This is a genomic window from Romboutsia sp. 1001216sp1, assembly GCF_039841805.1.
In the GTDB taxonomy this organism is placed as follows: Bacteria; Bacillota; Clostridia; order Peptostreptococcales; family Peptostreptococcaceae; genus Romboutsia_C; species Romboutsia_C hominis.
Genome location: NZ_JBDPHA010000005.1, coordinates 33,032 through 58,950, shown reverse-complemented (window position 1 = coordinate 58,950; position 25,919 = coordinate 33,032). Strand labels below are relative to the sequence as shown.

The window sequence follows — 25,919 nt, the reverse complement described above, 5'->3', positions numbered from 1 at the left end:
CCCTAACATTTTAAGTTTTTATTTTATTAAATTATATCGATTCCACTAATGTGCTTATAGCATTCATTATATCTTCAATTTTCTTATCTGATTTTTTATGGCTATCTGAATTTACTCCAACATAGAACTTAATTTTAGGCTCTGTTCCTGATGGTCTTACTGCTATCCATGTTTTATCTTCTAATATAAACTTAAGTACATCAGCTTTTGGTAAATCATCTATACCTTCTTTGTAATCTAGAATTTTGTCTATCTTTATATTAGCTATTTCTTTTATATTGCTAGTTCTGAAATAGTTCATTATTTCTTTAATCTTCTCTATACCTTCTATCCCTTTTAAAGTTAGAGATTTTAAATCTTCTTTATAGTATCCAAACTTTTCGTATGTATCTACTAAAGCTTCATATAAACTCATTTCCTTTGACTTATAATAAGCTGCCATTTCACATATTATAAGAGACGCTACAACTGCATCTTTATCTCTTGCATGAGTTCCTATTAAGTATCCATAACTTTCTTCATATCCCATTATGAATGTCTTTTCATTAGTTTGTTCAAATTCACTCATTTTTTCTCCTATGAATTTGAATCCTGTTAATGTATTTAAACAATCAACATTGTAATGCTTAGCTATTTCTGCTCCAAGTTCTGATGTTACTATTGTTTTTATTATTGTTGGATTAGATGGTAATTTGTTTTTATCAACTAAACTTTCAATTATATATCTAACTAATAATGAACCTGTTTGGTTACCATTTAATACAAAATACTTTCCATTAGCATCTTTAACTACTACCCCAACTCTATCGCAGTCTGGGTCTGTTCCAAGTATTAAATCAGCACCATCTTTTTTAGCCATTTCTATTGCTATATTAAATACTGATTTTTCTTCTGGATTTGGATATGTTACTGTAGAGAAATTAGAATCTGGATTTTCTTGTTCCTTTACCACTTTAACATTTTCAAAGCCAACTTCTTTTAAAGCTCTTCTTACTGGTTTGTTTCCTGTACCGTGTATTGGTGTAAATATTACTTTTAAATCTTTTCCATATTCATTTATTATGTCTTGTCTTAAAACTTGCTTTTTAACTGCATCTATAAAAGCAGTATCTACATCACCATTTAGTTCTACTATTAATTTTTCATTTACAGCTTTATCAAAATCCATAGCTTTTATAGTGCTATAATCTTCTATTTTGTTGACTTCAGCTATTATATCATTTGCCATATCTATACAAACTTGTCCACCATCTGGACCATACACCTTATAACCGTTGTATTCTTTTGGATTGTGGCTAGCTGTTATTACTATTCCAATTGAACAGTTTAAATATCTTACTGCAAAAGAAAGTTCTGGAGTCGGTCTTAACTCATCAAATATATATGTTTTTATATTACAAGCTGCTAAAGTTTTAGCTGCTTCTAATGTAAATTCTCTAGACATAAATCTACTATCATGAGCTATTACTACTCCTTTTTTAGCACCTTCTTCTCCCATATTTTTTAGTATATAATTAGCAACTCCTAGAGTAGCTCTTCTTATTGTATATATGTTTATTCTATTTGTACCAGCACCTATTATACCTCTTAGTCCACCAGTTCCAAATTCCAAGTTTTTATAAAATCTTTCTTGTATTTCTTTTTCATCATTTTCTATTGCTCTTAACTCATTTTTTGTTTCTTCATCAAAGTAAGAACAATTTATCCAGTTTTTATATGCTAATTTGTAGTCCATAATACTGACCTCTCTTTATGTCCATCTTTTTATATGTTATTTACGACTACCTTTTATCTTTTTATAGTCTTCTTTATTATATCAAATACTAATTTAACTTCATCTACTTTAAATAGTACTATTAATGCTGCATAAACTATTGCTCCTATTAAAACAGATAAGGCAACTGCTATTATTTCTTCTATTTTACTAGTTCCTATAAATGCATATAGGTACTTATATGAGACTATAGTTATTCCACCCATAATTATAGAAGCTATTAAGCTCTTTATACCTGTTTTTGCTATCTTATCTCCTCCAAAATATCCTTGCTTTTTCTTTAGAGATCTAAATAAAAGTAGTACTGTTACTATGGATGCAATACTTGTTGATAGTGCTAGTCCTGCGTATCCTAAGAACTTTATAAGTATAAAGTTAAGTACTATATTTATTAGTAAGGCTATACTACCATTTATCATTGGTGTTTTCGTATCCGATAAAGAATAAAATGCTCTTATAAGTACATCTCTAATTGCTACTGCTATTAATCCTAATGAATATAATTTTAGTGCGATAGAAGTCATATGTGTTGATGTTGCATCAAATGCTCCTCTTTGGAAAAGTATCCTTACTATTGGTTCTGCAAGTACTATTGCTCCAACTGATATTGGAAGTACAATTAATGTTATACAATTTGAAGTTTTTACAATAGTGCTTACAAAACCTTCTTTATTATTTCCATTAGATAATCTAGAAAGTTTTGGGTATATAACAGTTATAATTGAGGCAACAAATAACGCCATTACAAAGTCATTTAATCTTGATGCAAAGTTTAAAGCAGATAATGGTCCGTCTCCTAATGTAGTAGCTAATGCTCTATCTACTGCTATGTTTAATTGACCTATTGCAACTCCTATAAGCATAGGTAATACTAATGCAGATAGTTCTTTTATATTTTCTTCTTTTAAATTGAAATATGGTTTATACCTATATGAACTTTTAAATGCAAAAGGTATTTGGAATATCATTTGACTTGCCATTGCTAATAGTGCACCTATTGCTAAGAATTTAAAATCAGTAAATGTACTTACTACTATTGCTAATATAATTATAAGATTATAAGGTATACCTATTAACGCTGGTACTGTAAACTTATCATTAGCTTGTAAATATGAGCTAAGTAATTTACTAGCACTTAAGAAAATAACTCCTGGCATCATTATTCTAGTAAATTTGACTGCTGTATCAAATTTTGCACCAGTAAATCCACCTGCAAGTACATCTATAAACTCTTTTGTAAATAATAATCCTAATATGGCTATTATAATTGCGATTACACAACAAATATTTAACATATTATTGGTAAACTTTAGAGCTTCTTCTTCACCATGTTTTTCTTTGGTTGAAATATATACTGGTATATACATAGTTGCAATAGCCGATCCTATTACTGCTATTATAAGACCTGGTATATTTAGTGTTACTAAAAATACATCAGTATGTGCACTCGTACCATAGAAATTAGCTAGTACAATCTCTCTAAAAAATCCTAATATTTTAGAAAGCATAGTACCTATCATAATCCATAAAGTTGCCTTAGCTGTTTTTGACATTTTTAAATCTCCTTACTTGTATATATACTAGGCTTTAACTCCTCTTATAAGAATTGCTATCATAGCTAAAATTATTATATAAACTCTTATAAACGATTTATTTTTTAATGTATCGATAATACTATAAGGTTCTACTGCTTCTCCAACCTCTATTACTTTATCTACATTTTTTTTAATAAATTCTTCTTGAGGGTATGTAAAGTTATCGTTACAAACTAATATAGGTATATCTTCCTTTGCTGCCACTACTGGTAATGATACATATTTACTTATATCTGCACGATTTCCATAATCAATATTAACTGTATAAATCGTATCTAAATTTTTATTATTTTCTTTTATAGTATCTATGTTGGTTTCATATCTACTCATTTCTTTTATTATTTTAACATTGTTCATTTCATTTTTACTTGCATAAGTAAATCTAGCTGAATTTCCAACTGCATAAACATTATCATATTCTTGCTCTTCAACAAAATCTGAAGTATCTCTAAAAGAGTTATCATCTGCCCAAATTATTGGAGCATTCTTTTTACAAGCAAAATTAGATATTGCTATGGCATTTTCAAGACCTGCAGTATTGCTTATAACTACAACATTTGATATATCTTTTTCTTTTCCCATTTCTTCAGCTATACTTTGAGAGGTTTCATATCTGTTTTCTCCATGAATTCTATTAATATTTATTCCCATATCATGTAATTGTTTTTCAGCAGATTTTGAAACATTTTTAACGCCTCCGATTATAGTTACGTCTTTAACTTCTAATTCTTTAATATAATTAAGTATATCATTACTAATTTTTTTTCCATCTACAGCTATAATAGGCGCATCTTTTAAGTATGCTAATGGAGTTGCACTTATAGCATCTACTCCTGCGTTTTCATTTATAATTATTGCTTCATCAGCTTTTTTAAAATAACTTTTATTAAGCTCCATAGATATTTGCTTGTTATCTCCATTTATAAGTGTCTTTTTATAATTAGAGTCTGCATATACATCTATATATGTAGTAGCAAACATAAAGCCTACCAATAAAGTTAGAATTTTTTTCTTTATCATGTTAACCTCCTATCTTTTTTATAATTTAAAAAAAGCTCTTTAAAAAAGAGCTTTTTAGGTTAATAATCTAAGTTTTAAATTATCTAGCTCCATCACCTGTTAGTACGACCTTAACAGTTTTAAGAAGTATTTTCATATCTAGTAGTATGCTTCTATTTCTTATATAGTATAAATCTTCTACCAACTTTTCTTCTGGAGTAATATCATAACCACCATTTACTTGAGCCCATCCTGTAAGACCAGGTTTTATCGCCAATCTATTTATAAATCCAGGAATGTATTCATTAAACTCAATAGTAAAAGACGGTCTTTCAGGTCTTGGACCTATTATACTCATATCACCTTTAAGTATGTTAAATAGTTGAGGTATTTCATCAATTCTAGTTTTTCTGATGAAACGTCCAACTTTAGTGATTCTTGGGTCATCTTTTTCCGCCCACTTAGCACCAAATTTTTCGGCATCAGTTCTCATAGATCTTAATTTATATATATAAAATCTCTTACCACCTTTGCCCATTCTTTCTTGCTTATAAGTCATTGGCCCTTTATCTTCTAACTTTATAAGGATACCAAATATGATCATTATAGGCACACCTACTAGTAATCCAATTAAAGATAGTACTATATCTAAACTTCTTTGATATACGCTAAATAATACTGAACCTTTAACTAAGCTGTAATCGATATCGTTGAATAATTGCTCTTTTTCACTATTATAAGTAGTTACATTCATTTCATTTCCCTCACTAGTATAATCATCCATATATTATGCCTCCATATATTGTTATTTTGCATAAAATATAATTCGACTCATTTTTATATTATACTCAATATTTTGTAGTTAATCAATAAAATAAATGCTTATTAGTTCAAATTATTCTTGATATTTCAATACTTTTGCTTATTTTCTTAAATTTTTCGACTAAATTTTTACTTTAAAGTTTGTTCTATTCCTTTACCTATTTGAACACCTAAAGTCTTTCTTTTTTCTAATGTATTTAATTTAGATAAATCACTAGAGTTATCTAAGAATGCACTTTCAACTATTACAGCTGGTGCATCAGTTCTTCTTATTACAGAATAGTAATCTTGACCACTATCAGTTGTTCTAGTTTTTACTCCTCTGTTTTTAAAGTCAAACTTGCTTAGTATACTATTTAATATATTAGTAGCTAGTGTTTTACTAGTTCCACCATTTCTGTCTTTATATTTGTAGTAAACTTCTGAACCACTTGCTTGTCCATTAAAAGAGTTAAAATGAACACTTACAAATAAATCTGCACCCATTGCATTTGATATGCTAGATCTTTCTGCTAGAGTTATATATTTATCAGTATCTCTTGTTAGAACTACATTAACATTTTTTGATCTTAGGTATTCTGTTGTTGATAATGATGTATCTAACGTATAATCTTTTTCTAAATTACTAGTTCCTGGGTCAGATCCACCGTGACCTGGGTCAACAACTACAGTTTTACTACCCGCATTATGAGGTGATAATCTATAAGCTATATCATCTATAACGCTTTGTCTCATTCCATCACCTATTTGATAAACCATATCTGCATTTTTAGCATCTAAGTTTGCTTCATGGTATTTTGATAAATATGTTTGTGGAGTTATAAGTACTGGTGAACCTAATTTTACTCCAAGTGGTCCTGCTACTAATGCATCTGTAAGCTTATCAGATCTTGCTACTAACATAGCATTTAAATTTGCTTGTGGATAGAATTTTGATATAACTTTTGCGTTAGTTTCATTTCTATCTGCACCATATACTCTATTTTTATATACACTTTGTCCACTAGCTACATTAGTTATATCTGCTATTTGGTCTATAACCTTAGTATCTAATGTTTCTGGTCCACCTATAAAATAAGCATTTTTTAATCCTTCATTTTTTAACCAGTTATAAGTAGCAGTTGGAACTTTGTATTTTTCTGTTAATATTACTGGTTGCTTATCTTGACCTGCTTTTGTTGCTATAGATACAGCATCTATATCTCCTTTAAATCCTTCTGCTAAATAGACTGTTTGAACATCATATTGATTATCCATAGCTTGTGCTATTTTTAAAGATGTATCGTGTCTATCTACTCCACCAATACGACTAACTCTAGCATTGTTTATTCCTGCTAATTGATTTTGTACTGATGTTGTTATAGTATTTGTTCCACCTACTATTATTATTTCACTTGGATTTAAACGCTTTATTTCATTTTTTATAACATCTGGTATATTATTTTGGCCAACTGTTAATATTGGTGCATTGTGTACTGCAGCAAGTGGTGTTGCAGTTATACCATCAGCTACTTTATCTCCATTTATTACAACTAACTTGTTGCTTCCATTTTTCCATCCTTCTTGACTTATCTTAGCCGCTGTTTCAAAATTATCGCTTCCTACAAGCTTTTTAACAGGTGATGAAGTTCTTTGTATATAGTTTGCCATGCTAGGTAAATCTGATACTATATATTCTTGAGTTATTTTGTAATCGTCTAAGTTTAATCCCATTTCTTTTAATTTAGACTTATCTAAAGTTTGTGCATTTTCATCACTATTTACTACTATATTTTCAATTTGCCAAACATTTAGATATTCTGGGTCTATATTGAAATTTATAGTTCCCTCATAAGATTTAGTTTGTGGATTGTAATTTAATGTTGTACTTAAAGTTTGGTCATAACATAAATAATTTAAAGTTATGCTATTTGCTTTTAAGTCTTCTTTAAAAGATATGCTTATTTTTGAAGTGTCTCCATATATAACACTTCTTTTTTCTAAGTTTATATTTATATCTGAACTGTTAACATTAGTTTCGTTAGCAAAAGCCATTGTTGGCATAGCTAACATAGTTGCCATTATTCCTGTTGACAACATCTTTCTTCTCTTCTTCATTAATATTCCTCCAAATTTACTTAATTAATATTCTCTCCAAATTTTGTAAAGCAAAAATTCTCCAAATTTTACTCAATATGTAACATTATATCACAACAACGTTGAAATTTACAATTTTTTACACACTTTTACTAACTTATCAAACTTTCAAATTTGTTCAATTTTTTTTCTAATTTATCGTATATTTATAAATTTTATAATTATATTTTTATATTAATAAAAGTAGGATAATTAATAAATTAATTTATTTTCTCAATTTATTTAAGTAATTTATTTAATGATATTTTGTTACATTTTTGTAATTAATTAACATAAATATTTACTTATTCACTCGACTTTTAAAATAAGTTATAGTATAATTGTCTTAGGAAGAAAGAAATTTCTAACATCTCTTTTTTCCGTATTTCTCACATAAAAGAGGTCATAGACTTAGTCTATGACCTCTTTACTTTTATAATATAAAAATATAATTCCCCTAATATATAAAAAATTATATCTTAGGGGAATTAGCAAATTAGTTAAATTTATATAAATATTTTACAGTTTCAATTCTTATTGTTCTATTTAAATCTTCAAACATTTCATAACCTTGAATAGTGTATTCTTTAACTGGGTCTTTTTGACCAATAGCCGAAAGCCCTATAACTTGTCTTAACTGATCCATTGTATCTATGTGATCTATCCAGTTAGTATCCACTACTTCTAATAATACTTTTCTTTCTAATTCTTTAAGCTTATCTGGCCCTATCATTATTTTCTTTAGATCATACACTCTCTTAGATAAATCATAAGTGTAATCAATTGTTTCTTCAACTGTCATTTTGTCCATACCAGGTATCATTAAAGATTCTTTTGGCATAAAACTAGCATTTAGACTATTTAAGAATCCATAGTAATCCTTTTGATGTCTTAAATATCTTTGTGCAGTTTCTTCTATTATATCTTTTACCATATTTTGTATTGATTCGCTTAAATCATCTTTATCTAGGACTTTGTTTCTTTCAGAATATATTACTTTTCTTTGCTCATTTATAACATCATCGTATTTTATTACGTTTTTTCTTATTTCAAAGTTTTTACCTTCTATTCCTCTTTGAGCTCTTTCTACTGCTTTAGATAAGCTCTTTCCTTCTAATGAACCATCTTTATTTGGAGTAATTTTTTTAGCTATTTTTTCTATACTTCTTCCACCGTATAGTTTTATAACTTCATCTTCTAAGCTAACAAAGAATCTTGAAGTACCTGGGTCTCCTTGACGACCAGAACGTCCTCTTAGCTGATTATCTATTCTTCTTGTTTCATGTCTTTCTGTACCTATTACATAAAGACCTCCAAGTTCTTTAACCTTAACTTCTTCTTCTTTATCTTCTGCCCCTAAAGATATATCTGTACCACGACCTGCCATGTTAGTAGCTATTGTAACTGCATTTAATTTACCTGCATTTTTAACTATCTCAGCTTCTTTTTCATGGTTTTTAGCATTTAATACTTCATGCTTTATACCTTTTTTCTTAAGTAAAGAAGATAAATATTCTGATTTATCTATAGAAACAGTACCAACTAGTACAGGTTGTCCAGTTTTATGTATTCTTTCTATTTCATTAACTACTGCATTGTATTTGTCTTCTTCTGTTTTGAATACTAAGTCATTTAAGTCAGCTCTAAGAATTGGTTTGTTTGTAGGTATTGTAACAACATTCATATTGTATGTTGATTCAAACTCACCTTCTTCTGTTTTTGCAGTACCAGTCATACCCGAAAGTTTTTTATACATTCTAAAGAAGTTTTGGAATGTTACTGTTGCTAGTGTTTTTGATTCTCTTTTTATCTCAACACCTTCTTTAGCTTCTATAGCTTGGTGAAGTCCTTCTGAATATCTTCTTCCATCCATTATTCTTCCAGTAAACTCATCAACTATCATTATTTCATTATCTCTAACTACATAATCAACATCTTTATCCATTAACTTATGAGCTCTTAGTGCTTGGTTAATATGATGATATATTTCTATATTTTCTATGTTAGTTAAGTTTTCTATACCAAAGAATTTCTCAGCCTTAGTCATACCACTATCACTAAGTGATATAGTGTTATCTTTTTCTTCTATCTCATAATCTTCTTCTATTAAGGTCTTAACAAAAGCATTTGCTAATTCGTATAGCTTATTACTTTCATCTCCAGTACCAGATATTATAAGTGGTGTTCTAGCTTCATCTATAAGTATAGAATCCACCTCATCTATAATAGTAAAGTTTAATTCTCTTTGTACTTTTTCTTCATTATTAGTTACCATATTATCTCTTAGATAATCAAATCCATACTCATTGTTAGTACCATATGTTATATCACAATTATACTGTGCTTTTCTTTCAGATGGATCTTGGTTTGCAAGTATAACCCCTACACTCATACCTAAAAACTCATACACAGGTTGCATGATTTCTTTATCACGCTTAGCAAGATAATCATTTACAGTAATTACATGTACCCCTTTGCCTTCTAGAGCATTTAAATATACTGGTGCTACTGCAACTAATGTCTTACCTTCTCCTGTTCTCATCTCAGCTATTTTACCCTGGTGAAGAACTATACCACCTATTAGCTGAACTCTATATTGACGCATACCTAAAACTCTCTTTGATGCCTCGCGACATACTGCAAAAGCTTCTACTAATATATCATCTAATGTTTCGCCTAATTTTAACCTTTCCTTGAATTCTTTAGTTTTTCCCTTTAATTGTTCATCACTTAAGCCTACCATACTTTCTTCAAGGCTATCGATTTGATCTATAATTTTATTTAATGATTTTATTTCATTTTCATCAGCTTTACTGACTAATCTATCTAAAATTGACATATATTTTTACTGCCTCCCCTAATATTCAATAGAATTCGTCTAGTTACATACATTTTTATCACTAGTTTTTTTAATTTATAACCTTATTATACCATATATCCCAAAATTACTTAATATAAGTAAAAACTATTAATTACATACCTCATTTTATTTTTTAATAATTTTTATATTATATATTTTAGTTTTTATATAGACATATATGTTTAGGTGGTATATAATGTAAATACTTGAAAAATTTAAAACATCTCTTTTTTCAAGTATTTCTCACACTGAAAAGGAGCAGACAATGTCTGCTCCTTTTCGCTTTATATTATTGTTTTATTAACTTTTTGTTATTTCCTTATTTTAATCAAATCTATATCCTCTTTTCTCTGAGGCTTTGCATAAAAATATCCTTGTATAAATATATTATCGTAGTCTATGTTTTTTATAATGTCTACTTGTTCTTTATCTTCAACACCTTCTAATACTATACTTTTGTTATATTGCTTGCATATCTTACTTAAAAACATTATAACCTCATGATTAGATTCGTTATTTTTAATCTCATCTATAAAATATTTATCTATTTTTACCATATCAAAATTAAATTTGGATAATATATCTAGATTTGAATATTTAATGCCAAAATCATCTGAAGCTATTTTTATATTTTTAGTTTGTAAAAACTTCATACCTTTTTTTATTTCTTTTAAATTCTCTGATTCTATATTTTCAACAACTTCAAATACAATCTTTTTACTCTCAAAACTCTCATCCATTTCAATTATAGAATTGACTGTTTGTAAGAATTTTTTGCTTTTTATCTCATTAAAAGATATGTTCATAGAAATATAGAACTTTTCATCCTTTAGATTTGTGTTTAATTTAAACCACTCATAATCTCTTAATATGGTTTTAAACACCCATATTGATAACTCCTCAGTCATATTACTATTTTCAATATCATTTATAAATAAATGTGGTGGTACTATTTTGCCTTCAGGATTTATATATCTAATTAAAGCTTCAAATCCTATAATTTTATCATTTTTAGGATTAACTATTGGTTGATAATAAACTGTATATCTATCTTTTATTAAGTCATCTTTTATTTTTTTTCTTAGATTATTTTTCTTTTTAGCTGGTATTATATATTTTATTAATATAAATAATATAAATATTGAGGATATTATATATAATAAAACTTCTTTCTTTGCAATTTTATTGTGAAAGTATTTAAAATATATCTTTTCTAATTCCTCTTTCTCTTCTTTAGTATAATTGTCTATAGTGTTATCAATTTTATCTATAATCCATCTATTATCCTTTGATGCTGCTATATATACAGGACCTGATAAAAACTGCTGAATTTCGTTGTATCTATCAAGTTTATTTTCGTCTGATGGGGAAATTGTTGCCACTACAGATTTGTCATCTAACTTTTGTAATGCTTCTTTATAATCATTTACCCATATAGGTATAGGATTTATATTATATGATTGTAAACAATCTAATAACCATTGTGATCCATATTCTTCTTTTATAAAAGCAACCTTTTTTTTGTCTAGATATTTTATATCTTCAGGTTCAGAATCTTTATAAGTGTAAATTGATATTCTCTCTACTCCAATATAATTTTTAGAATAAATAAACTTATCTTTTCTTTCCTTTGTATACTGAAGGTCCATCATAATGTCTATTTTACCTGCTTCTAAATCTTTGATTAATGAAGATACCTTTCCTTTTACATATTCAACCTTTATCTTTTTATTACTAGTATTATTTTTATTAACATCATGAATAATCTTATCTAAAATATCTTTATAATACCCTTTAACTTCTCCATCTTTAATATAAAAATATGGTTCATAATTATATACCCCTAACTTTATGGTTATATCTTTTTCATTGGCATATAAAATACTGCAATTTAATGCAACTATTACAAGTAATATATTTACTATTAAGATTTTATAAAACTTATTTTTTATCACATTCAGTTCTCCCCTCTAAGTTTCAAATACTACTTTATAATTAAGTTCCTTGCATTTTTAAATTTAATACTATTTCCTATTTTAAATTTTTAGTTAAATAACATTTTATTAATCTCAATTCAAAATTATTTTATCATTCAAATATTTTTATTTAATTCAATTTAATTTTAAAATTATTTTATTTATATATTTATATATGCTTTTCTACAAAATTTCAACACTTTTTTGATATTATTTGTATTTTTTGTATTTTTTTGTATGTTTTAGTATTTTTCTTGCCTTTGTGCTCGTTCTATTTTTTTTTACATTGTTTATCTAAAAAAGGATGGCTTTTACAAACCACCCTTTTACTACTATCTATTATATTTTTTATACATATTATTAATTTTATATTTCCTTTACTCTGAGGCTGAGCATAAAAATATCATTATCTAAATACATTATCATTATCTATATTCTTTAAAATATCTACTTACTCTTTATTTTAAACACCTTCTGCTATTACTTTAATATTATTTACCATACAAAATATAAAAACAAATATAATATGCAAGTAAAAGGATATGACTATTATTGCCATATCCATAATTACTTGTATTTTATTTAAAAATTTTTGATTTTTCCTAATAATTTTAACTCCTACTTTACTAATTATTATATATTAAAGTATTTTACAGTGTTTTTCATTATTTTAGTATATTATACTTCTTGATTTATATATTTATCACTATCTTTTTCTTTTCTATTTTTTAATGTTATCCAATAAAAACCTATTACTAAAATACCTATTATTCCTACTACTAGAGAGTACTTATTCATTATATTAACAATTAAATCCATATTATCTCCTATAAAATAGCCAACTAATATAAGAACTATATTCCATACAGATATTCCAATTGCAGAATACAATATAAACTGCCATACATTCATTCTAGTAACACCTGCTACTATAGATATAAAAGTTCTAGCTAATGGAACTAATCTTGATAACATAACAGATATTTTTTCATATTTTGCTAACCATCTATACGATACTTTTATAGATTTTTTAGTTTTTGGATATTTATTTTTTATAAATGATAATAGTGGTTGCCCTAATTTGTATCCTAAATAATAATTTAATACTGATCCAAATACTCCACCGATTATTGATACTAGTATAACTAAAAATATATTCATATCAAATTTAAATGCTAGTATTCCTACAAACGGTAATACTATCTCACTAGGTAAGGGAGCATTTGCATATTCAAGGGCTACTATTATAAAAATACTTATGAGTCCATAATTTATTATAAACTCTTCTATCAATAACTTTAATTCCATTAAATTTATTTCCCCTTATATTATTTATCATGAAAATTATATACTAGAATAATAATATAATAATTCATGTTACTACCCATAACAAAACATCTATTTTTAAACTAGTATCACTTAATACCACATCTGTTGGTTTTCCTTCATCACTGATATTAATAATATAATTGTGTCTAAAAATACCATATATTACAAATACAGTTGTAAATATCATATTAGGATTATCTATATTACTCGCAGAATAAAGCGCATATCAAACTATTGTACAACTTTGAACTACCATAATCATTTGATTTATTATTTCTTCATTATAATCTTTAAGTATCTTTCTATGATCACTTGCACTACTTTTTAAAGTATTTATCTCTTTCTTTTTCCAAGACCTAAATATCTCTCTGTTGTTAAATTTATAGTCTAGGTAACATTTGTACACCTAAGTTAAATATTTTTATAAAACCTTGCCCATTACTTAATATCACTGTAGTCAAAACTATAATTAAAAATAAATTTACACTTTTTATATTTTCACTTTTAATATTCTTACAAAAATGTGCTAATAATATTATTATTGCAAAACCAAAATGTATAGTCATTATATTAGCATTTATTAAATTAAATCCAACAATTCCATGCATAAAAATATTAAATAGTATTATAAATATAAAATATGGTATTAATATTCTAGGTATCCTTGAGATAATATATTTACCATATGATTTTTTATTACTCAATGAATAACTTGCTCCAGTTATAAAAAATACAACTGCCATCTCAAAAAGAAAGAAGGATTTAATTTTAGTTCCAAAATTCGGAAACCAATATAATGTATGTATAAATCCAATGATATACATCATAATTAAACCCCTATATATATCTAATTTTTCATCCCTCATAATTATCCTATATTCTTAACCTCCTATAATTTTTCCTGTACCTAAATTTAAGGTGCCTTATTGAATAGCTTAGAATATATTTAAATTCCAACCTTAATTTATATAAGTATCTGTATAAGCAAATAAAAAGGATATAACTATTATTGTTATATCCATAATTAATTACAATTTTTTTGAAATTTTTGATTTTCTCAAATCATATTAACATCTACTCTAGTAATTATTAAATACTAAAATCATTTTAACATAATTTTCCATGTTTTTCACTATTTTTTACTTTTGCCTTTTTGCTTTATTTAAAGTTTTTATGTCTAATCTTTTAAATATTTATTTCAGCACAAACTATAAATGCTATATATATCAATAGATTGTTTTTTAATGTATCTATATATCATTTACTAGGAATGAGTGATTGTTTTTACCAAACATTTGTTTTAATTTTTTTACCATTTGTTTCCATATTATGATACAATTATTTATAGATAGGAATTTCTATTTGAGATTTTAATTTATTTTATATAGTTTTATAACAGGGGGATTATTATGTTTTTTAATGATATTTTTATGGACAAAGATGTTGAAGGGTCGTACTCTAATAGCTATGATAAGATGATAAATTTAGCTAGTAGGGTTTTTGTTGATGATAATGTGGATGATGATAGGAAAAAGGAGCTTTATTTGTTGCTTTGTTGTGCTTATGGGCAGTTGGATGATTTTGATAATAAAAAGATCTCTATTTAGTTATTGTACTAATACACAAAATTGAACTTTATACTGGAATGAATTTTCATTCCAGTATTTTTACTTTATGCAATCTTTAATTCTTATTCAATTCTATAATTTTTAATACATTTCTTGTTTCATTATTTCAAAGAAGTTTTCCATCATCTAAATGTGCTTGTAACTACATGAAATATTACGATAATAGCTGCTATGGCTATTATACTAGTTTTATACTTAAATAAGTTAACTATAAGCAACTTTAAAAAGAGTATAGACTTTCGTCTATACTCTTTTAGGAAGATTGATGAAATTATATTAAACAAATACTATTTTGTGAATAAGTTATTTATAGTTGACCAAACTTGAGCAGCTATACCTTCACCTATTTGAGTCTTATTTGTTATAGTTGGGTTTTTAGCTTTTATTACTGATTGTTGCTCAGCATTTACAGCATTAGTAGCTAATACTACTGGAGAATTAGTTTGACCAGCTAATACACCTGCAGATAAAGCATCAACTAATCCTTGGTTATCTGATTTAGCAACATATAAGTTTTTCATATTATCAGCTGTAGCAAATTCTTTTATAACTGCAGCATTAGTTCCTTGTCTATCAGCACCTGATAATCTTTCTGTAGCATTAGTCATACCAGCATCTTTTAATTGAGTTTTTATAGATTCTGGAGCTCTATCAGCACCACCTATTATATATGATTTAGCAGCCTTATTTCCTGATATATAATTTATTTGATCTGTACTTAATCCAGTTTTATCATTAGCTAATAATATTGGATTAGTAGCTCCTTTTCTAGCAGCGATCGGTGCTATACTCATAGCATCTGGTTCTGCATATCCACCAGCAACATATATGTCTCCATTTAATGTTGGTTCCATAACTTTAGCTATTGCTAAAGATGTTTGGTATCTATCGTCACCTTGTATTCTAGTTACAGTATATCCTTTAGCTTTTAATTGAGTTTCAACAGATTTAGATATAGTGTTTTCTCCACCTATAACATATACGTTTTTAGCTCCATTAGCTGGTAATACTCTTGCTATTTCTGCCATAGTCTTATCATTAACTTTATCTTTTCCTGTTAATAATATTGGAGCGTTTTTACTTGCAGCAAATGGAGTAGCTGTTAATCCATCAGCTAAGGCAGTTCCTGAAACTAAAACAACATTTTGTGCTGAGTTATTAGCTGTAAATGCAGCTTTACTTACTTGTACCGCTGTATCATATCTATCAGCACCAGCTAATGTTTTTATTGGAGCATTGTTAGTTAATGCTTGTTTTAATGCAGTTAAATCATTGTTGCTTCCTGATATAACTGTTTTAGCAAATGCACCATCAGCTGCATTTGTAGCTACACTATTTTTCATTGCTTCAGTTTTGTCTACTGGGAATGTTATAGTTAATGTACCGTTTGTAACATCACCTATAGTAGCATTTCCTGCTGGAGTTTTTATTGCATTGTAGTCTTGTATAAATTTATATAATTGATTTCCTGCATCTGTAAATCTACCTATTGAAGAATCATATAAGTCTTGTGCTTTATAGTTAGTAGTTGCAACTGCTTTATAATCAACACCATAGTTTCTAGTAGCTTCAAAGTCACTTGGTTGTCCATTTTGAGCTGTTTGTAAGTCTTCTCTAGCAACTTCAAATCCAGTTACTACTGTATTGTCATTAGTAGCAGCTTGTTCATTAGTTGTTACACCAGCTATTACTTGTCCATCTTTATCTAAGTAGCTTCCTGATTTATCTTGAGAATATATAGGAGCTTGTAAGTTAAGTATAGTATCTCCTGTTTTTATAACTAATGGAGTTTTGTTATTTTTTAATGTTAATGATACAGTATTATCATCTACTTTTGTTACATCTTCTATACCTGTATTACTTTGAGCTTTAGCTACTGCAGCTTGAGCATCTGTTACTGCTTTATCTGCTGCTGTTTTTGCTTCTTGCGCTGCTGTTAATTCAGTTGCTGCAGCTGCTGCAGCTTGCTTTTGTTCAGTTGTAGCTGAACCTCCTGCACTTGTTACTGCTTTATCTGCTGCATCTTTTTTACTTTGTGCAGCTGTTACTGCATTTGCTGCATTTGTTGCATTTTGTTGTGCAGTTGCTAGAGCTTTTTGTGCAGCTTCTTTATCTAATGGTGTATTTAATAAAGCTTGTACCTCTTCTTGAGTATATTTTCCTTCTTTCCAGTTAACTATTTGTCCATTAACTGTGTTATGTCCATTATCTATTACTTCTATATTTAAAAATCTATTATCTGTATTATTTAGTTGTGCTAAAGCAACATCTAATTGATCCATATCTGTTAAGTTAGATATGTTATTTTTAGCGTTCTCACATTTTACTTGTATAGTATAAACACATTGTCCTGCTACAGCTTTTGTTAAATTTTGTTTTTCTGAATTTTGATATGTTACATCCTTTAACATATTTGCTTCGTTAGTATACTTAGTGTTTAAAAATCCTTGTATTTCCCCTTTTAATTGATTAACTGCGTTAGCATCAGTAGAAGCTATTACTTGATTATCTAAAGTATCAGCAAAAGCTAAGGCTGGAGCTACTGAAGTTGCCGCACTAACTGCAGCTATTGTTATAGCCATATTTCTTTTTTTCATAATATTTCCCTCCGATTTATGTTATTTTAACATCTCTCAGGTCTTTGTATCTCTCACAAGATTAATCATAGTCCAGGAAAATATTTATTTCAATGATTTTAGCCAATATTTCAAATTTGCGAAGCCCCCTTTTTTCGACATTTTCTAACATTCAAATCCATTTTTTTACATTTTAATTTCTCTATATACTGCCATTACATAGCTAAAGCCATCCCCTTTTTTCGACACCTTTCCCCTTTTTATTTGAAATCACTACATTTTTGAATAAAAGATTCAATTTCTAACTTTATCATTTCAAACATTATTCACAAATATTTTTCTAAATCTTAACCACATTTAACTATTCTTCTTATATGATTAACGCTCATTTTATATTCCCTAGCTAATATAGATGCATTAACTCCATTAAATCTTTTAATAATTTCTTCATTCCTTTTATCCCTTATAGCGCTACTATAAGTTGGAACATATAAACTGTTACCTCCATATAGTTTGCATATCTCTAAATATACTTCTTCACCAACTAACTCATATAAAGCCTCTAAGTCTTCTCTTATCATACTTTCCTCCTGTTTTTTATTATTTTCCTTACTTTTTCCTTCTATTTATATAGTAGTGTCACTAAATGCCTCTTTCCACAAAAGTATTTGAGAAACATATATCCCTTACATAAGTTGTAAACACACATTATAACTACATATAACTTTTCTCACCTATTATATAAGTATAAGCAAGGCAACTTGCTAAAATAACTTAGCTAATTGCTAAGAATATAAGGAGGATTATTATGGCGGTAGTAGTAACTAAAAACCCATCAGGACTTAAATTAAGATATGATTGTGGAAAGGATGATGAAACTGGAAAAAGCATAGTTAAAAGTAAAACTTATGCTAATATATCACCAGATGCACTAGACCAAGATGTATATGATGTTGCAGCAGCAATTTCATCACTTCAATCTAATACTCTTTTAAGTGTATCTAAAATAGACACTAATACCTTATCAGAATAAAATTACTTATTTTATATGTTATTTAAAAAATTTAATTATTAAAATTAGGAGGATATATTATGGAAATAAAAAAGAAACTTGTAATGACTTTTAAAACTTCAAATGGAAAAAATATTTCTTTATCAGTAGATGATCCTAGAGAAAATCTAACTGAATCTGAGATAAAGTCTGCTATGACTTTGGTTTTATCAAAAGGTGTATTTGTTGTAAATGGAGAGGAATTAGCTGCTTTAGTAGATGCTAAGGTAGTTCAAACTGATACTACTGAATACGACTTAGTTGTATAATTAGTTGGAAGAAAACTTGCAAAATCTGATTGCTAATGTTGGCTTTCCTATTGCTCTTTCTATGTATTTATTAGTTAGAATAGAAGGAAAGCTAACTAAACTAACAGATAGTATTAGTGAACTCTCTAAAAATATAGGGGCTGTCTCTAAATAGAGGCTAGCTCCTTTTTACTTTTCCTCTAATAAACATTAATAATTAATAGACTGAAAATGAAGTCTTTTTCCATTGTAGCAATAATGCCTATATCCTGTTTCCCCATCTCTACATTTTGCAACTATTAAATCAACTAGCTTTATTCCATTTTTCCTAGAATTTATAACCTTATCTCTATTTGTACCTATAGCTTTTATAGCATCCTCAAAATCAGAATTAACAGGCTCATGAATATATACTACATTGTTGCTATCATGAAATATAGCCTTACTATCTCTCATTGGTCTCTCTCCCCAAGGTCTAAAGTCCTTCATCTCATCATTTAATTGACTAAGCTGGATAACAGGTATATTAAAATCTAAAGTGATGTTTTTAAGCTCCCTAGACAAACTAGCCACTTCTCTTTCTCTATTTTGCATAGTAGATTCAACATTCATAAGCTGAACATAATCTATAATAACTAAATCTGGCTCTAACTCCCTTATCCTTCTTTTTAATGCACTAATAGTGCTTATCTTATCATTTATATACATTAAGTTTTGGCTAGAGTACTCCTTAAAAGTATCTATAACCAATTTCCACTCATCTTCTTCTAATTGCTTATTCTTCATTTTCTTAGTGCTAATTCCAGTCTTTTTTGTAATATTTCTCATAAATACTTGCTCATTACTCATTTCCCTACTAATAAATAATACCTTTTTCTTTTGAAAAACACAGTTTAACATAATCTGAAGAGCTAGGGCAGTCTTACCAACACCACTTCTGGCAGCAATAGTTGTAAGCTCTCCTTTAAAAAGTCCACCTATAATATTGTCCAAATATTCAACACCAAATTTTATTCCCATATCTTCATCATTTTCTAAATAATAAAGTAAGTTTTCACAAATATCTTTAACACTATCCTTATAGTTTTTCGTATTTTTATTTAAAATTTCCCTCATTCTTTTCTCAAAATTATATACAACCAAATCCATATCTTCATCATCACCTAGGTCTTGAAAAAGATTAGTACAATTTTTGATAATCTCTCTTCTTAGATACTTGTCCTTTAAAATTCTAATATGACTATCTATAGAATAATTTTCTCCAATAGCTACCATATCAGTTAAATAGCTTATCTCTATATTAATATCTCTGTCCTTAAGCTTTGTATATACACTTTGAATATCAATAGCCATATTATTTTTATACAAAACTTTCATAATATCTAAAATATACTTATGAATATTTATAGTGAATAAATCCTCATATAATTCCTCTAACTTAAAATTTAAAGTATTATCACTTATTAAGCTCCCAATAACACTTTGCTCTATATTAATAGCATCAAACTTCTTCATAGTTCCCCCTAATAATCAAATTCAATTTCCCATTCTTCATCAGACACTTCTTTTGAATAATTTAAAATTTCTTCATTCAAATACCCTTCAAACTTATTGCTAAATAAAGTTTCAGGTCTTAAATATTTTTGCATATCACTATACATCCATTGTTTTGACTTAATATCTATAACTTTCTTAAAATCTTCTAACTCAAATCCTTCATTTACCCTTGCCTTAATAAGGCTTTTTGTTTTATTGGTGGTTGGTTTAAAATTCTTTTTACAGGTTTTATTAAAATAAGCAATTACATCAATACATATATTATTTATTTTTTTATTTATATTATCTTTTTCTAAGTTACCTTCTTTAGTTGCACATTTATTATCATTATTAGTATCAATATCTAAATAATCTTTAAAATCCTTATCCCCTAAATCCTTAAAATCACTAATATATAATATTTCACTTAAATTTGTATCATTATCGTTTTTAGTTATTATTTTTGTATCAATTTTAGTATCATGCCTAGAGTCAGTTATATATTTATATATAGAACATTTATTAGTTTTATTGCCTTTAACTACCCTACTAATAATACCTAACTCTACAAAGCTTTTAATTAATCTTTGCACCTTACCCTTAGAAAAACCAAGCTCACTAACTGCCCCACTTATAGTAAATGTAAAATACCCAGCTTCAAGTTTTTTGTAAATATTATTAGCATTAACCCTCCTCATAAGATAATGATTAAATATAATCTTATCTACATCCTTAATTGGATTAAACCTAAGGACTCTAATATTTAACTTACTATACATAAAATCCCCCTTTAAGTTTTGTATTCGTTAATTAGTTTTATTTTTGTTATCTTTAATTAAATTATAGTTCTATTTATGTTAACTTTCAATATATTTTTAATATTTTTTACTAATATTTGTTTTTTAGTTTACACCAACGAAACTTTATACTATACTTTAAGTATGGTGAGGTGGATTTAAAATGACTTTTGGACAAAGATTTAAAGAACTTAGGATTCAAAAAGGTCTAAAACAACAAGAGTTAGTAGATGATTTTAATAAGATATATGGTTATACATTCACAAAGTCAGCAATATCTCAATATGAAAACGACAAGAGAAAGCCAGAAACAGAAGCACTTAGAGATTTCGCCCTGTACTTTAATGTATCTTTAGATTACTTACTATGTATAAATGAAGACAGAGATATTAATATAGATATAAAAGACCAATTTTTAGATTTTGTTGAAGGATTCTTTAAAGATAAAGATATTAGTAGAGATGAAAAGGACAAGCTATTTAAAGAGCTATCTACACTTTATTTTGATTCATTAAAATAGGCTACGCAAAGCGTGGCTAATTTTTCAGCTTAGCACAAAACATATATTCTGTATTTTTACGAACTTTCGCACTATATATACTATTTACTTGGATTTTTGCTTCTTTTGGTTATTTAATGTCATTTTAAACAATTTTAATTATAATAATACAATCAGGGGGATTTTTTATGTTTAGTGAATGTAAGTTTCTTAAATTTGAAGGTGAAAAACCTACTACTAAAGACTTTGATAAGATAATAGAAGTTGCTAGCGTTGTTTTTTCTAGTGATAACTTTAGTGATGAAGAAAAGAAAGACCTTTATATGAAAGTTAGTCTTATGTATGAAATGTATAGATAAAAGCCAGGCATGTGCCTGGCTTTTACTTATATTATTTAATTATACATTTTAACTTTAAAAATATACATTTTTTATATTTTTATCACTTGACCAAGTACACATTTTTTCATCTAATTTATCTTCTTGAGTTATCACTATAGGCTGTTTTTTATTCCCTGCTACTGGTACTATTGATAGTAGATCGTCTTCATCATATACATTTCCTATATATATTTCTTCTATATTATTTTCATCATGTATCTTTTGATCTATTATATATGAAGTTTCATATATACTATTTTCGCCTATTATATCAATTTTTATATTTGGTATTATTAATTTTATTTCATCTACTACTTTTTGTGATATTGTATGATCTTTACCTATTAGGATTATATTTTTAGAATTTCATTTTTTATTTATATTGATATGTTGTCTTTATTGATAAGCATCATTGGTGCGTTATATATTGTGGCTAATGGTGTTGCTATGATTGCATCTACTGTTGATTTTTCGTTTATTAATATTATTGTATCTATTTTTTCTTGTTGGATTTCTTGGCTTATTTTTATTGATGTGTTGTATATGTCTTTATCAGTGAATTATTTTATGTTTATAGCGTTTGATTTTGTAGTCATTAATATTATAATATTAATGTTATAAGCCCTTGTACTTTTTTTAATTTTTATCACCTCCATTAATAATAAATATATATATATATATATATTTATTATTAATAATCAAAACACAATTTATGCTATTGTACCTGCCAATATTCTTTCTTTGTAAGTTACATTCATATGTTTTTATATTAAAATATTTCAATCTTAGTCTACTATATGGCATACATTATATTTTGTAAAAAACTGTACATATTATATATAAAAATAGCTACTACGAATTTTACCTCGTAATAGCTATTATATTTATCTTAAAAATTCAATAATAATACCATTAATATCATATCCAACTTTATATAACTTGACCTTAAGTTCAATACCAATTAGTGCATCCTCTTTCTTATAACTAATTCAACTACTCGCCTTTAATAAAAAAATCCTTGTCACTTAGCAAGCCAACTCTTTGTCCCTGAAGTATAATATAATATCCTTTCTATTTCTAAATTTCATTTTAGAAAGTATACTGCTTATATGCTTTTTAACAGTATACTCTGTTATAAATAATTCTTGTGCTATTTCTCTATTGCTATATCCTTTACTAACAGCGTATAATACTTCTTTTTCTCTCTCTGTTAATAATTCTATATCTGAGTTGTTGCCGCCCAATACATTTGCTAAAAGATCGCTATCATAAAATTTTTTTCCTTTTCTTATACTATTTATCTTATATATAAAATCTTCTTTATTATCTATATTAAGTATATACCCATCTACACCATTTTTTATAGCTTTCTCGCATATAGTCTCATTCTTAGCAAAGTCTAGTACTATAAGTTTTTTATTTTCTATATCTTTTGTAATTTTATCTAGAAATTTTACTTGGCTTTCTTTAATATCTAACACTATATAATTTATATCTATTAGCTTTTTTCTATCTATATCGTTTATACTATTTGTTACTATGTTTTTAGTATGGTAAATAGACCTAAATAAATTATCTAATGATTCTCTAACCATAAAAGATTCTGAGACTATTAATGTACCCATATTTATATTCCTCCCATAAAATAATTTAGAAATAAAAAAACCAGCTATATATAAATTAAAATAGCCGGTTGCACTACTAGCTCCATATATTCCAAGTGCCCATATACAGAATATACTTCAAAGCTTCTTTATTTTGTTTTTTTAATTAATTTAATAATAATATATTTATATATAAATATTATCACAAATTAAATTTTTTTGTACAAAATCTCTTCTCCATTTTATAGTATAAATTCCTATATTATTTCATAAAAATACATTTTATATTATTTATATATATAAATCGTCATTTTTAACTTAAATTATTTATATATATTATTATATCTTGCCTATTTCTTAAATTTAACTTATATAAAATATTAGTTATATGTTTTTTTACTGTATACTCTGTAACCCCTAACCTAGATGCTATTTCTCTATTACTTAGTCCTTTTGCTATTTCATCTATAACCTCATTTTCTCTTATAGTTATATCGTTGTTACAATTAAATTCCTTTTTATTCATTGCCTTTTGAACTACAAAAGGATCATAAAAATTCCCACCAGACATTATCTTATTTATTATGTATCCGAAATCTTCCTTATCCTCTATATCAGTAATATATGCATCAGCTCCATTTCTTATAGATTTTATACATATCTCTTCATCTTTATATAGATTATAAATTATTACTTTTATTCTTTTATTATTTTCTTTTATATTGCTTATAATATTTAAATCAAAATTGCACTTTTCCCTTATATCTATAATAGCCATGCCATACATACCTATATCTTTACTTAAATTTTTAACATCTTTTTCCTTTTTTATATTTATATTTTTAAACTTTTCTTTAAATAAAGTTGATAATGCTTCTTTTAATATAAACGATTCTGAAATTATTAGTATATTCATATTCTTCCCCCCCTTTTTCTACTACATTATTCCACCCAATAGTTTTTTACTAGACCATGGTATATTATACCTAACGTACCAAAAAAAATTACTCTATATATCCATTCACTACTAACCTATGAGTACCAACATATTTAGGAGTACAAGTAATAAGTGTTATCATTTTTTTATTTTCATCTGAATCTAAAACCTCCACCTTATCTGGTGTTACAACTTCCTTACTATCTACTATGTAAGTATATTTTTCATCTAATGTGTGTACTACTATATTGTCACCTTTTTGTAATTCATCTAGATTGCTAAAAAACTTATTTGATGTGTAGTTTCTATGACCTGCCACTGCAAAGTTTCCGTACTGTCCTGGCATTTGAGTTTGATCAAAATGACCTACAGAATAATCTAATGTTTTTTGATCAGTTCCTTCCTTTACTGCAACTTTCAAATCTATCTTTGGTATTTCAAGAATAGCTATAACGTCTTGATTATTATTTATGGTCTTTTCCTTGCCTTTTTCTATTTGTTTACTTTCACTATTCTTATTATTTTGGATATTTTTTTCAAACTCCTTAACTAAATCATTATTATTTTTTTCAACATTGTAGTTTGTATATGCAGTTAATAAAATTATGCCTGCACCGATAACAATTAAAGATTTCCCTATAATTTTTTTCATAGTTTCACCTTTTAATCTCTATTTATAATTATTATAAATAATGCTAATAAAAACATCTCTGCAGCTATAACCATTGGATTTGATAAAAATTGAGCAACATATCCCATCTTAGGTATACTAAATTTAACTTCCCCAATTACATTATCTTTTTTAATAATATCTGGATCATAAACATCATTGTTATCTCCTTTTGTTTTGTATCCCTCATTAGTTATCTCCATAACTCTATGAGTAACAATTTCTCCATTATCTACAAATGTTATAATATCCTCTTTTTCTATATCAACTTTATTTTTATTTATTGTAACCACTAAGTCCCCTGGATAAAACTCTGGTTCCATACTTCCTGATAATACAGTATAGGTTCTAAATCCAATTAGATTAAACATCTTATCACTTCTTGATGTTAAAGCATTTAAAAGCATTATTATTGCAAATACCATAAAAAAGTAATATAAGAATTTTCCTATCTTAGGCTTTATATCTTGTTGTGTTTTTTCAATTTCCATAATTGTCCCCCTTATTTAAAGGAAGAAGAGAA

25 protein-coding genes and 1 riboswitch are annotated in these 25,919 nt (G+C 27.0%); of the genes, 6 read left to right on the top strand and 19 right to left on the bottom strand.

Annotated features, from left to right (window positions below; genetic code table 11):
* Nucleotides 1-31: 31 nt before the first annotated feature.
* The 11 genes from ABHC41_RS06705 to ABHC41_RS06655 form a co-directional block, all read right to left on the bottom strand.
* Nucleotides 32-1,735, bottom strand: a complete 1,704-nt coding sequence (locus ABHC41_RS06705) for a phospho-sugar mutase (RefSeq protein ID WP_092923939.1) — start codon at nucleotides 1,733-1,735, stop codon at nucleotides 32-34.
* A gap of 53 nt (nucleotides 1,736-1,788) precedes the next feature.
* The gene (gene murJ, locus ABHC41_RS06700; RefSeq protein ID WP_271892595.1) at nucleotides 1,789-3,327 is read right to left on the bottom strand and encodes a murein biosynthesis integral membrane protein MurJ; all 1,539 of its coding nucleotides are present in this window, start codon (nucleotides 3,325-3,327) and stop codon (nucleotides 1,789-1,791) included.
* A gap of 27 nt (nucleotides 3,328-3,354) precedes the next feature.
* Nucleotides 3,355-4,389 carry a cell wall-binding repeat-containing protein gene (locus ABHC41_RS06695; RefSeq protein ID WP_195928479.1) on the bottom strand — a complete coding sequence of 345 codons (1,035 nt, stop codon included), beginning with the start codon at nucleotides 4,387-4,389 and terminating at the stop codon, nucleotides 3,355-3,357.
* A gap of 79 nt (nucleotides 4,390-4,468) precedes the next feature.
* A complete protein-coding gene (locus ABHC41_RS06690; RefSeq protein WP_092923930.1) occupies nucleotides 4,469-5,152 on the bottom strand; it encodes an exopolysaccharide biosynthesis polyprenyl glycosylphosphotransferase in 684 nt (227 codons plus the stop codon).
* A 167-nt stretch (nucleotides 5,153-5,319) separates the two neighbouring features.
* Complete coding sequence (locus ABHC41_RS06685) at nucleotides 5,320-7,287, bottom strand: N-acetylmuramoyl-L-alanine amidase (protein ID WP_092923927.1); 1,968 nt, start codon at nucleotides 7,285-7,287, stop codon at nucleotides 5,320-5,322.
* Nucleotides 7,288-7,801: 514 nt separating this feature from the next.
* Nucleotides 7,802-10,144 carry a preprotein translocase subunit SecA gene (secA, locus tag ABHC41_RS06680; RefSeq protein WP_271892602.1) on the bottom strand — a complete coding sequence of 781 codons (2,343 nt, stop codon included), beginning with the start codon at nucleotides 10,142-10,144 and terminating at the stop codon, nucleotides 7,802-7,804.
* Between the two features lie 332 nt (nucleotides 10,145-10,476).
* Nucleotides 10,477-12,120: an EAL domain-containing protein gene (locus tag ABHC41_RS06675; protein WP_271892605.1), complete on the bottom strand. Its 1,644-nt coding sequence runs from the start codon at nucleotides 12,118-12,120 to the stop codon at nucleotides 10,477-10,479.
* 699 nt (nucleotides 12,121-12,819) lie between these two features.
* A complete protein-coding gene (locus tag ABHC41_RS06670; protein WP_271892606.1) occupies nucleotides 12,820-13,449 on the bottom strand; it encodes a DedA family protein in 630 nt (209 codons plus the stop codon).
* A 64-nt stretch (nucleotides 13,450-13,513) separates the two neighbouring features.
* Nucleotides 13,514-13,657, bottom strand: coding sequence for a hypothetical protein (locus ABHC41_RS06665; protein ID WP_166505949.1), 144 nt, complete (start codon nucleotides 13,655-13,657; stop codon nucleotides 13,514-13,516).
* 39 nt (nucleotides 13,658-13,696) lie between these two features.
* Complete coding sequence (locus tag ABHC41_RS06660) at nucleotides 13,697-13,876, bottom strand: hypothetical protein (protein ID WP_166505950.1); 180 nt, start codon at nucleotides 13,874-13,876, stop codon at nucleotides 13,697-13,699.
* The gene (locus tag ABHC41_RS06655) at nucleotides 13,851-14,336 is read right to left on the bottom strand and encodes an acyltransferase family protein (protein WP_092923916.1); all 486 of its coding nucleotides are present in this window, start codon (nucleotides 14,334-14,336) and stop codon (nucleotides 13,851-13,853) included. The genes ABHC41_RS06660 and ABHC41_RS06655 overlap by 26 nt, the downstream gene beginning before the upstream one ends.
* Nucleotides 14,337-14,879: 543 nt before the next feature.
* Here ABHC41_RS06655 and ABHC41_RS06650 point away from each other — a divergent pair.
* Nucleotides 14,880-15,077: a hypothetical protein gene (locus tag ABHC41_RS06650; RefSeq protein WP_195581415.1), complete on the top strand. Its 198-nt coding sequence runs from the start codon at nucleotides 14,880-14,882 to the stop codon at nucleotides 15,075-15,077.
* Between the two features lie 308 nt (nucleotides 15,078-15,385).
* On the opposite strand, the gene ABHC41_RS06645 is transcribed toward ABHC41_RS06650, so the two are convergent.
* Both ABHC41_RS06645 and ABHC41_RS06640 read right to left on the bottom strand, forming a co-directional pair.
* A complete protein-coding gene (locus tag ABHC41_RS06645; protein WP_271892613.1) occupies nucleotides 15,386-17,695 on the bottom strand; it encodes a cell wall-binding repeat-containing protein in 2,310 nt (769 codons plus the stop codon).
* Nucleotides 17,696-18,021: 326 nt separating this feature from the next.
* Nucleotides 18,022-18,300 carry a Mor transcription activator family protein gene (locus tag ABHC41_RS06640; RefSeq protein WP_330383783.1) on the bottom strand — a complete coding sequence of 93 codons (279 nt, stop codon included), beginning with the start codon at nucleotides 18,298-18,300 and terminating at the stop codon, nucleotides 18,022-18,024.
* 182 nt (nucleotides 18,301-18,482) lie between these two features.
* On the opposite strand from ABHC41_RS06640, the gene ABHC41_RS06635 reads away from it, so the two are divergent.
* Genes ABHC41_RS06635 through ABHC41_RS06625 form a run of 3 tightly spaced genes read left to right on the top strand, consistent with a single transcriptional unit; the run spans nucleotide 18,483 to nucleotide 19,148 of the window.
* Nucleotides 18,483-18,707 (top strand): DUF1659 domain-containing protein, encoded by a 225-nt coding sequence (locus tag ABHC41_RS06635; protein WP_092923904.1) that lies wholly within the window; start codon nucleotides 18,483-18,485, stop codon nucleotides 18,705-18,707.
* Nucleotides 18,708-18,766: 59 nt separating this feature from the next.
* Nucleotides 18,767-18,994, top strand: a complete 228-nt coding sequence (locus ABHC41_RS06630; protein ID WP_195928472.1) for a DUF2922 domain-containing protein — start codon at nucleotides 18,767-18,769, stop codon at nucleotides 18,992-18,994.
* A 4-nt stretch (nucleotides 18,995-18,998) separates the two neighbouring features.
* Complete coding sequence (locus ABHC41_RS06625; protein WP_092923898.1) at nucleotides 18,999-19,148, top strand: YvrJ family protein; 150 nt, start codon at nucleotides 18,999-19,001, stop codon at nucleotides 19,146-19,148.
* Nucleotides 19,149-19,183: 35 nt separating this feature from the next.
* Here ABHC41_RS06625 and ABHC41_RS06620 read toward each other — a convergent pair whose 3' ends face one another.
* Complete coding sequence (locus ABHC41_RS06620) at nucleotides 19,184-20,488, bottom strand: DnaB-like helicase C-terminal domain-containing protein (RefSeq protein WP_271892618.1); 1,305 nt, start codon at nucleotides 20,486-20,488, stop codon at nucleotides 19,184-19,186.
* A gap of 8 nt (nucleotides 20,489-20,496) precedes the next feature.
* Nucleotides 20,497-21,288, bottom strand: coding sequence for a conserved phage C-terminal domain-containing protein (locus ABHC41_RS06615; RefSeq protein WP_271892621.1), 792 nt, complete (start codon nucleotides 21,286-21,288; stop codon nucleotides 20,497-20,499).
* A gap of 181 nt (nucleotides 21,289-21,469) precedes the next feature.
* Here ABHC41_RS06615 and ABHC41_RS06610 point away from each other — a divergent pair, with 181 nt between their 5' ends.
* Both ABHC41_RS06610 and ABHC41_RS06605 read left to right on the top strand, forming a co-directional pair.
* Entirely contained in the window at nucleotides 21,470-21,826 is a 357-nt protein-coding gene (locus ABHC41_RS06610; protein WP_092923892.1) for a helix-turn-helix transcriptional regulator, read from the top strand.
* Between the two features lie 167 nt (nucleotides 21,827-21,993).
* Nucleotides 21,994-22,164 carry a hypothetical protein gene (locus tag ABHC41_RS06605; protein ID WP_271892624.1) on the top strand — a complete coding sequence of 57 codons (171 nt, stop codon included), beginning with the start codon at nucleotides 21,994-21,996 and terminating at the stop codon, nucleotides 22,162-22,164.
* Nucleotides 22,165-23,210: 1,046 nt separating this feature from the next.
* On the opposite strand, the gene ABHC41_RS06600 is transcribed toward ABHC41_RS06605, so the two are convergent.
* The 4 genes from ABHC41_RS06600 to ABHC41_RS06585 form a co-directional block, all read right to left on the bottom strand.
* Nucleotides 23,211-23,810: a response regulator transcription factor gene (locus ABHC41_RS06600; RefSeq protein ID WP_271892627.1), complete on the bottom strand. Its 600-nt coding sequence runs from the start codon at nucleotides 23,808-23,810 to the stop codon at nucleotides 23,211-23,213.
* Nucleotides 23,811-23,863: 53 nt separating this feature from the next.
* Nucleotides 23,864-23,947, bottom strand: a riboswitch (cyclic di-GMP riboswitch).
* A gap of 155 nt (nucleotides 23,948-24,102) precedes the next feature.
* On the bottom strand, nucleotides 24,103-24,705 hold the full coding sequence (locus ABHC41_RS06595; protein WP_271892630.1) for a response regulator transcription factor: 603 nt from the start codon (nucleotides 24,703-24,705) through the stop codon (nucleotides 24,103-24,105).
* 88 nt (nucleotides 24,706-24,793) lie between these two features.
* Nucleotides 24,794-25,378, bottom strand: a complete 585-nt coding sequence (locus ABHC41_RS06590) for a class D sortase (protein WP_271892633.1) — start codon at nucleotides 25,376-25,378, stop codon at nucleotides 24,794-24,796.
* Between the two features lie 11 nt (nucleotides 25,379-25,389).
* Nucleotides 25,390-25,887, bottom strand: coding sequence for a signal peptidase I (locus ABHC41_RS06585; protein WP_271892636.1), 498 nt, complete (start codon nucleotides 25,885-25,887; stop codon nucleotides 25,390-25,392).
* Nucleotides 25,888-25,919 lie beyond the last annotated feature (32 nt).

Excerpts from the sequence above, each read along its gene's own strand:
- ABHC41_RS06705 (WP_092923939.1), bottom strand. The coding sequence starts at position 1,735 with ATGGACTACAAATTAGCATATAAAAACTGGATAAATTGTTCTTACTTT.
- murJ (WP_271892595.1), bottom strand. The coding sequence starts at position 3,327 with ATGTCAAAAACAGCTAAGGCAACTTTATGGATTATGATAGGTACTATG.
- ABHC41_RS06695 (WP_195928479.1), bottom strand. The coding sequence starts at position 4,389 with ATGATAAAGAAAAAAATTCTAACTTTATTGGTAGGCTTTATGTTTGCT.
- ABHC41_RS06690 (WP_092923930.1), bottom strand. The coding sequence starts at position 5,152 with ATGGATGATTATACTAGTGAGGGAAATGAAATGAATGTAACTACTTAT.
- ABHC41_RS06685 (WP_092923927.1), bottom strand. The coding sequence starts at position 7,287 with ATGAAGAAGAGAAGAAAGATGTTGTCAACAGGAATAATGGCAACTATG.
- secA (WP_271892602.1), bottom strand. The coding sequence starts at position 10,144 with ATGTCAATTTTAGATAGATTAGTCAGTAAAGCTGATGAAAATGAAATA.
- ABHC41_RS06670 (WP_271892606.1), bottom strand. The coding sequence starts at position 13,449 with ATGGAATTAAAGTTATTGATAGAAGAGTTTATAATAAATTATGGACTC.
- ABHC41_RS06665 (WP_166505949.1), bottom strand. The coding sequence starts at position 13,657 with ATGATATTTACAACTGTATTTGTAATATATGGTATTTTTAGACACAAT.
- ABHC41_RS06655 (WP_092923916.1), bottom strand. The coding sequence starts at position 14,336 with ATGAGGGATGAAAAATTAGATATATATAGGGGTTTAATTATGATGTAT.
- ABHC41_RS06650 (WP_195581415.1), top strand. The coding sequence starts at position 14,880 with ATGTTTTTTAATGATATTTTTATGGACAAAGATGTTGAAGGGTCGTAC.
- ABHC41_RS06645 (WP_271892613.1), bottom strand. The coding sequence starts at position 17,695 with ATGAAAAAAAGAAATATGGCTATAACAATAGCTGCAGTTAGTGCGGCA.
- ABHC41_RS06635 (WP_092923904.1), top strand. The coding sequence starts at position 18,483 with ATGGCGGTAGTAGTAACTAAAAACCCATCAGGACTTAAATTAAGATAT.
- ABHC41_RS06630 (WP_195928472.1), top strand. The coding sequence starts at position 18,767 with ATGGAAATAAAAAAGAAACTTGTAATGACTTTTAAAACTTCAAATGGA.
- ABHC41_RS06620 (WP_271892618.1), bottom strand. The coding sequence starts at position 20,488 with ATGAAGAAGTTTGATGCTATTAATATAGAGCAAAGTGTTATTGGGAGC.
- ABHC41_RS06615 (WP_271892621.1), bottom strand. The coding sequence starts at position 21,288 with ATGTATAGTAAGTTAAATATTAGAGTCCTTAGGTTTAATCCAATTAAG.
- ABHC41_RS06610 (WP_092923892.1), top strand. The coding sequence starts at position 21,470 with ATGACTTTTGGACAAAGATTTAAAGAACTTAGGATTCAAAAAGGTCTA.
- ABHC41_RS06605 (WP_271892624.1), top strand. The coding sequence starts at position 21,994 with ATGTTTAGTGAATGTAAGTTTCTTAAATTTGAAGGTGAAAAACCTACT.
- ABHC41_RS06600 (WP_271892627.1), bottom strand. The coding sequence starts at position 23,810 with ATGGGTACATTAATAGTCTCAGAATCTTTTATGGTTAGAGAATCATTA.
- ABHC41_RS06595 (WP_271892630.1), bottom strand. The coding sequence starts at position 24,705 with ATGAATATACTAATAATTTCAGAATCGTTTATATTAAAAGAAGCATTA.
- ABHC41_RS06590 (WP_271892633.1), bottom strand. The coding sequence starts at position 25,378 with ATGAAAAAAATTATAGGGAAATCTTTAATTGTTATCGGTGCAGGCATA.
- ABHC41_RS06585 (WP_271892636.1), bottom strand. The coding sequence starts at position 25,887 with ATGGAAATTGAAAAAACACAACAAGATATAAAGCCTAAGATAGGAAAA.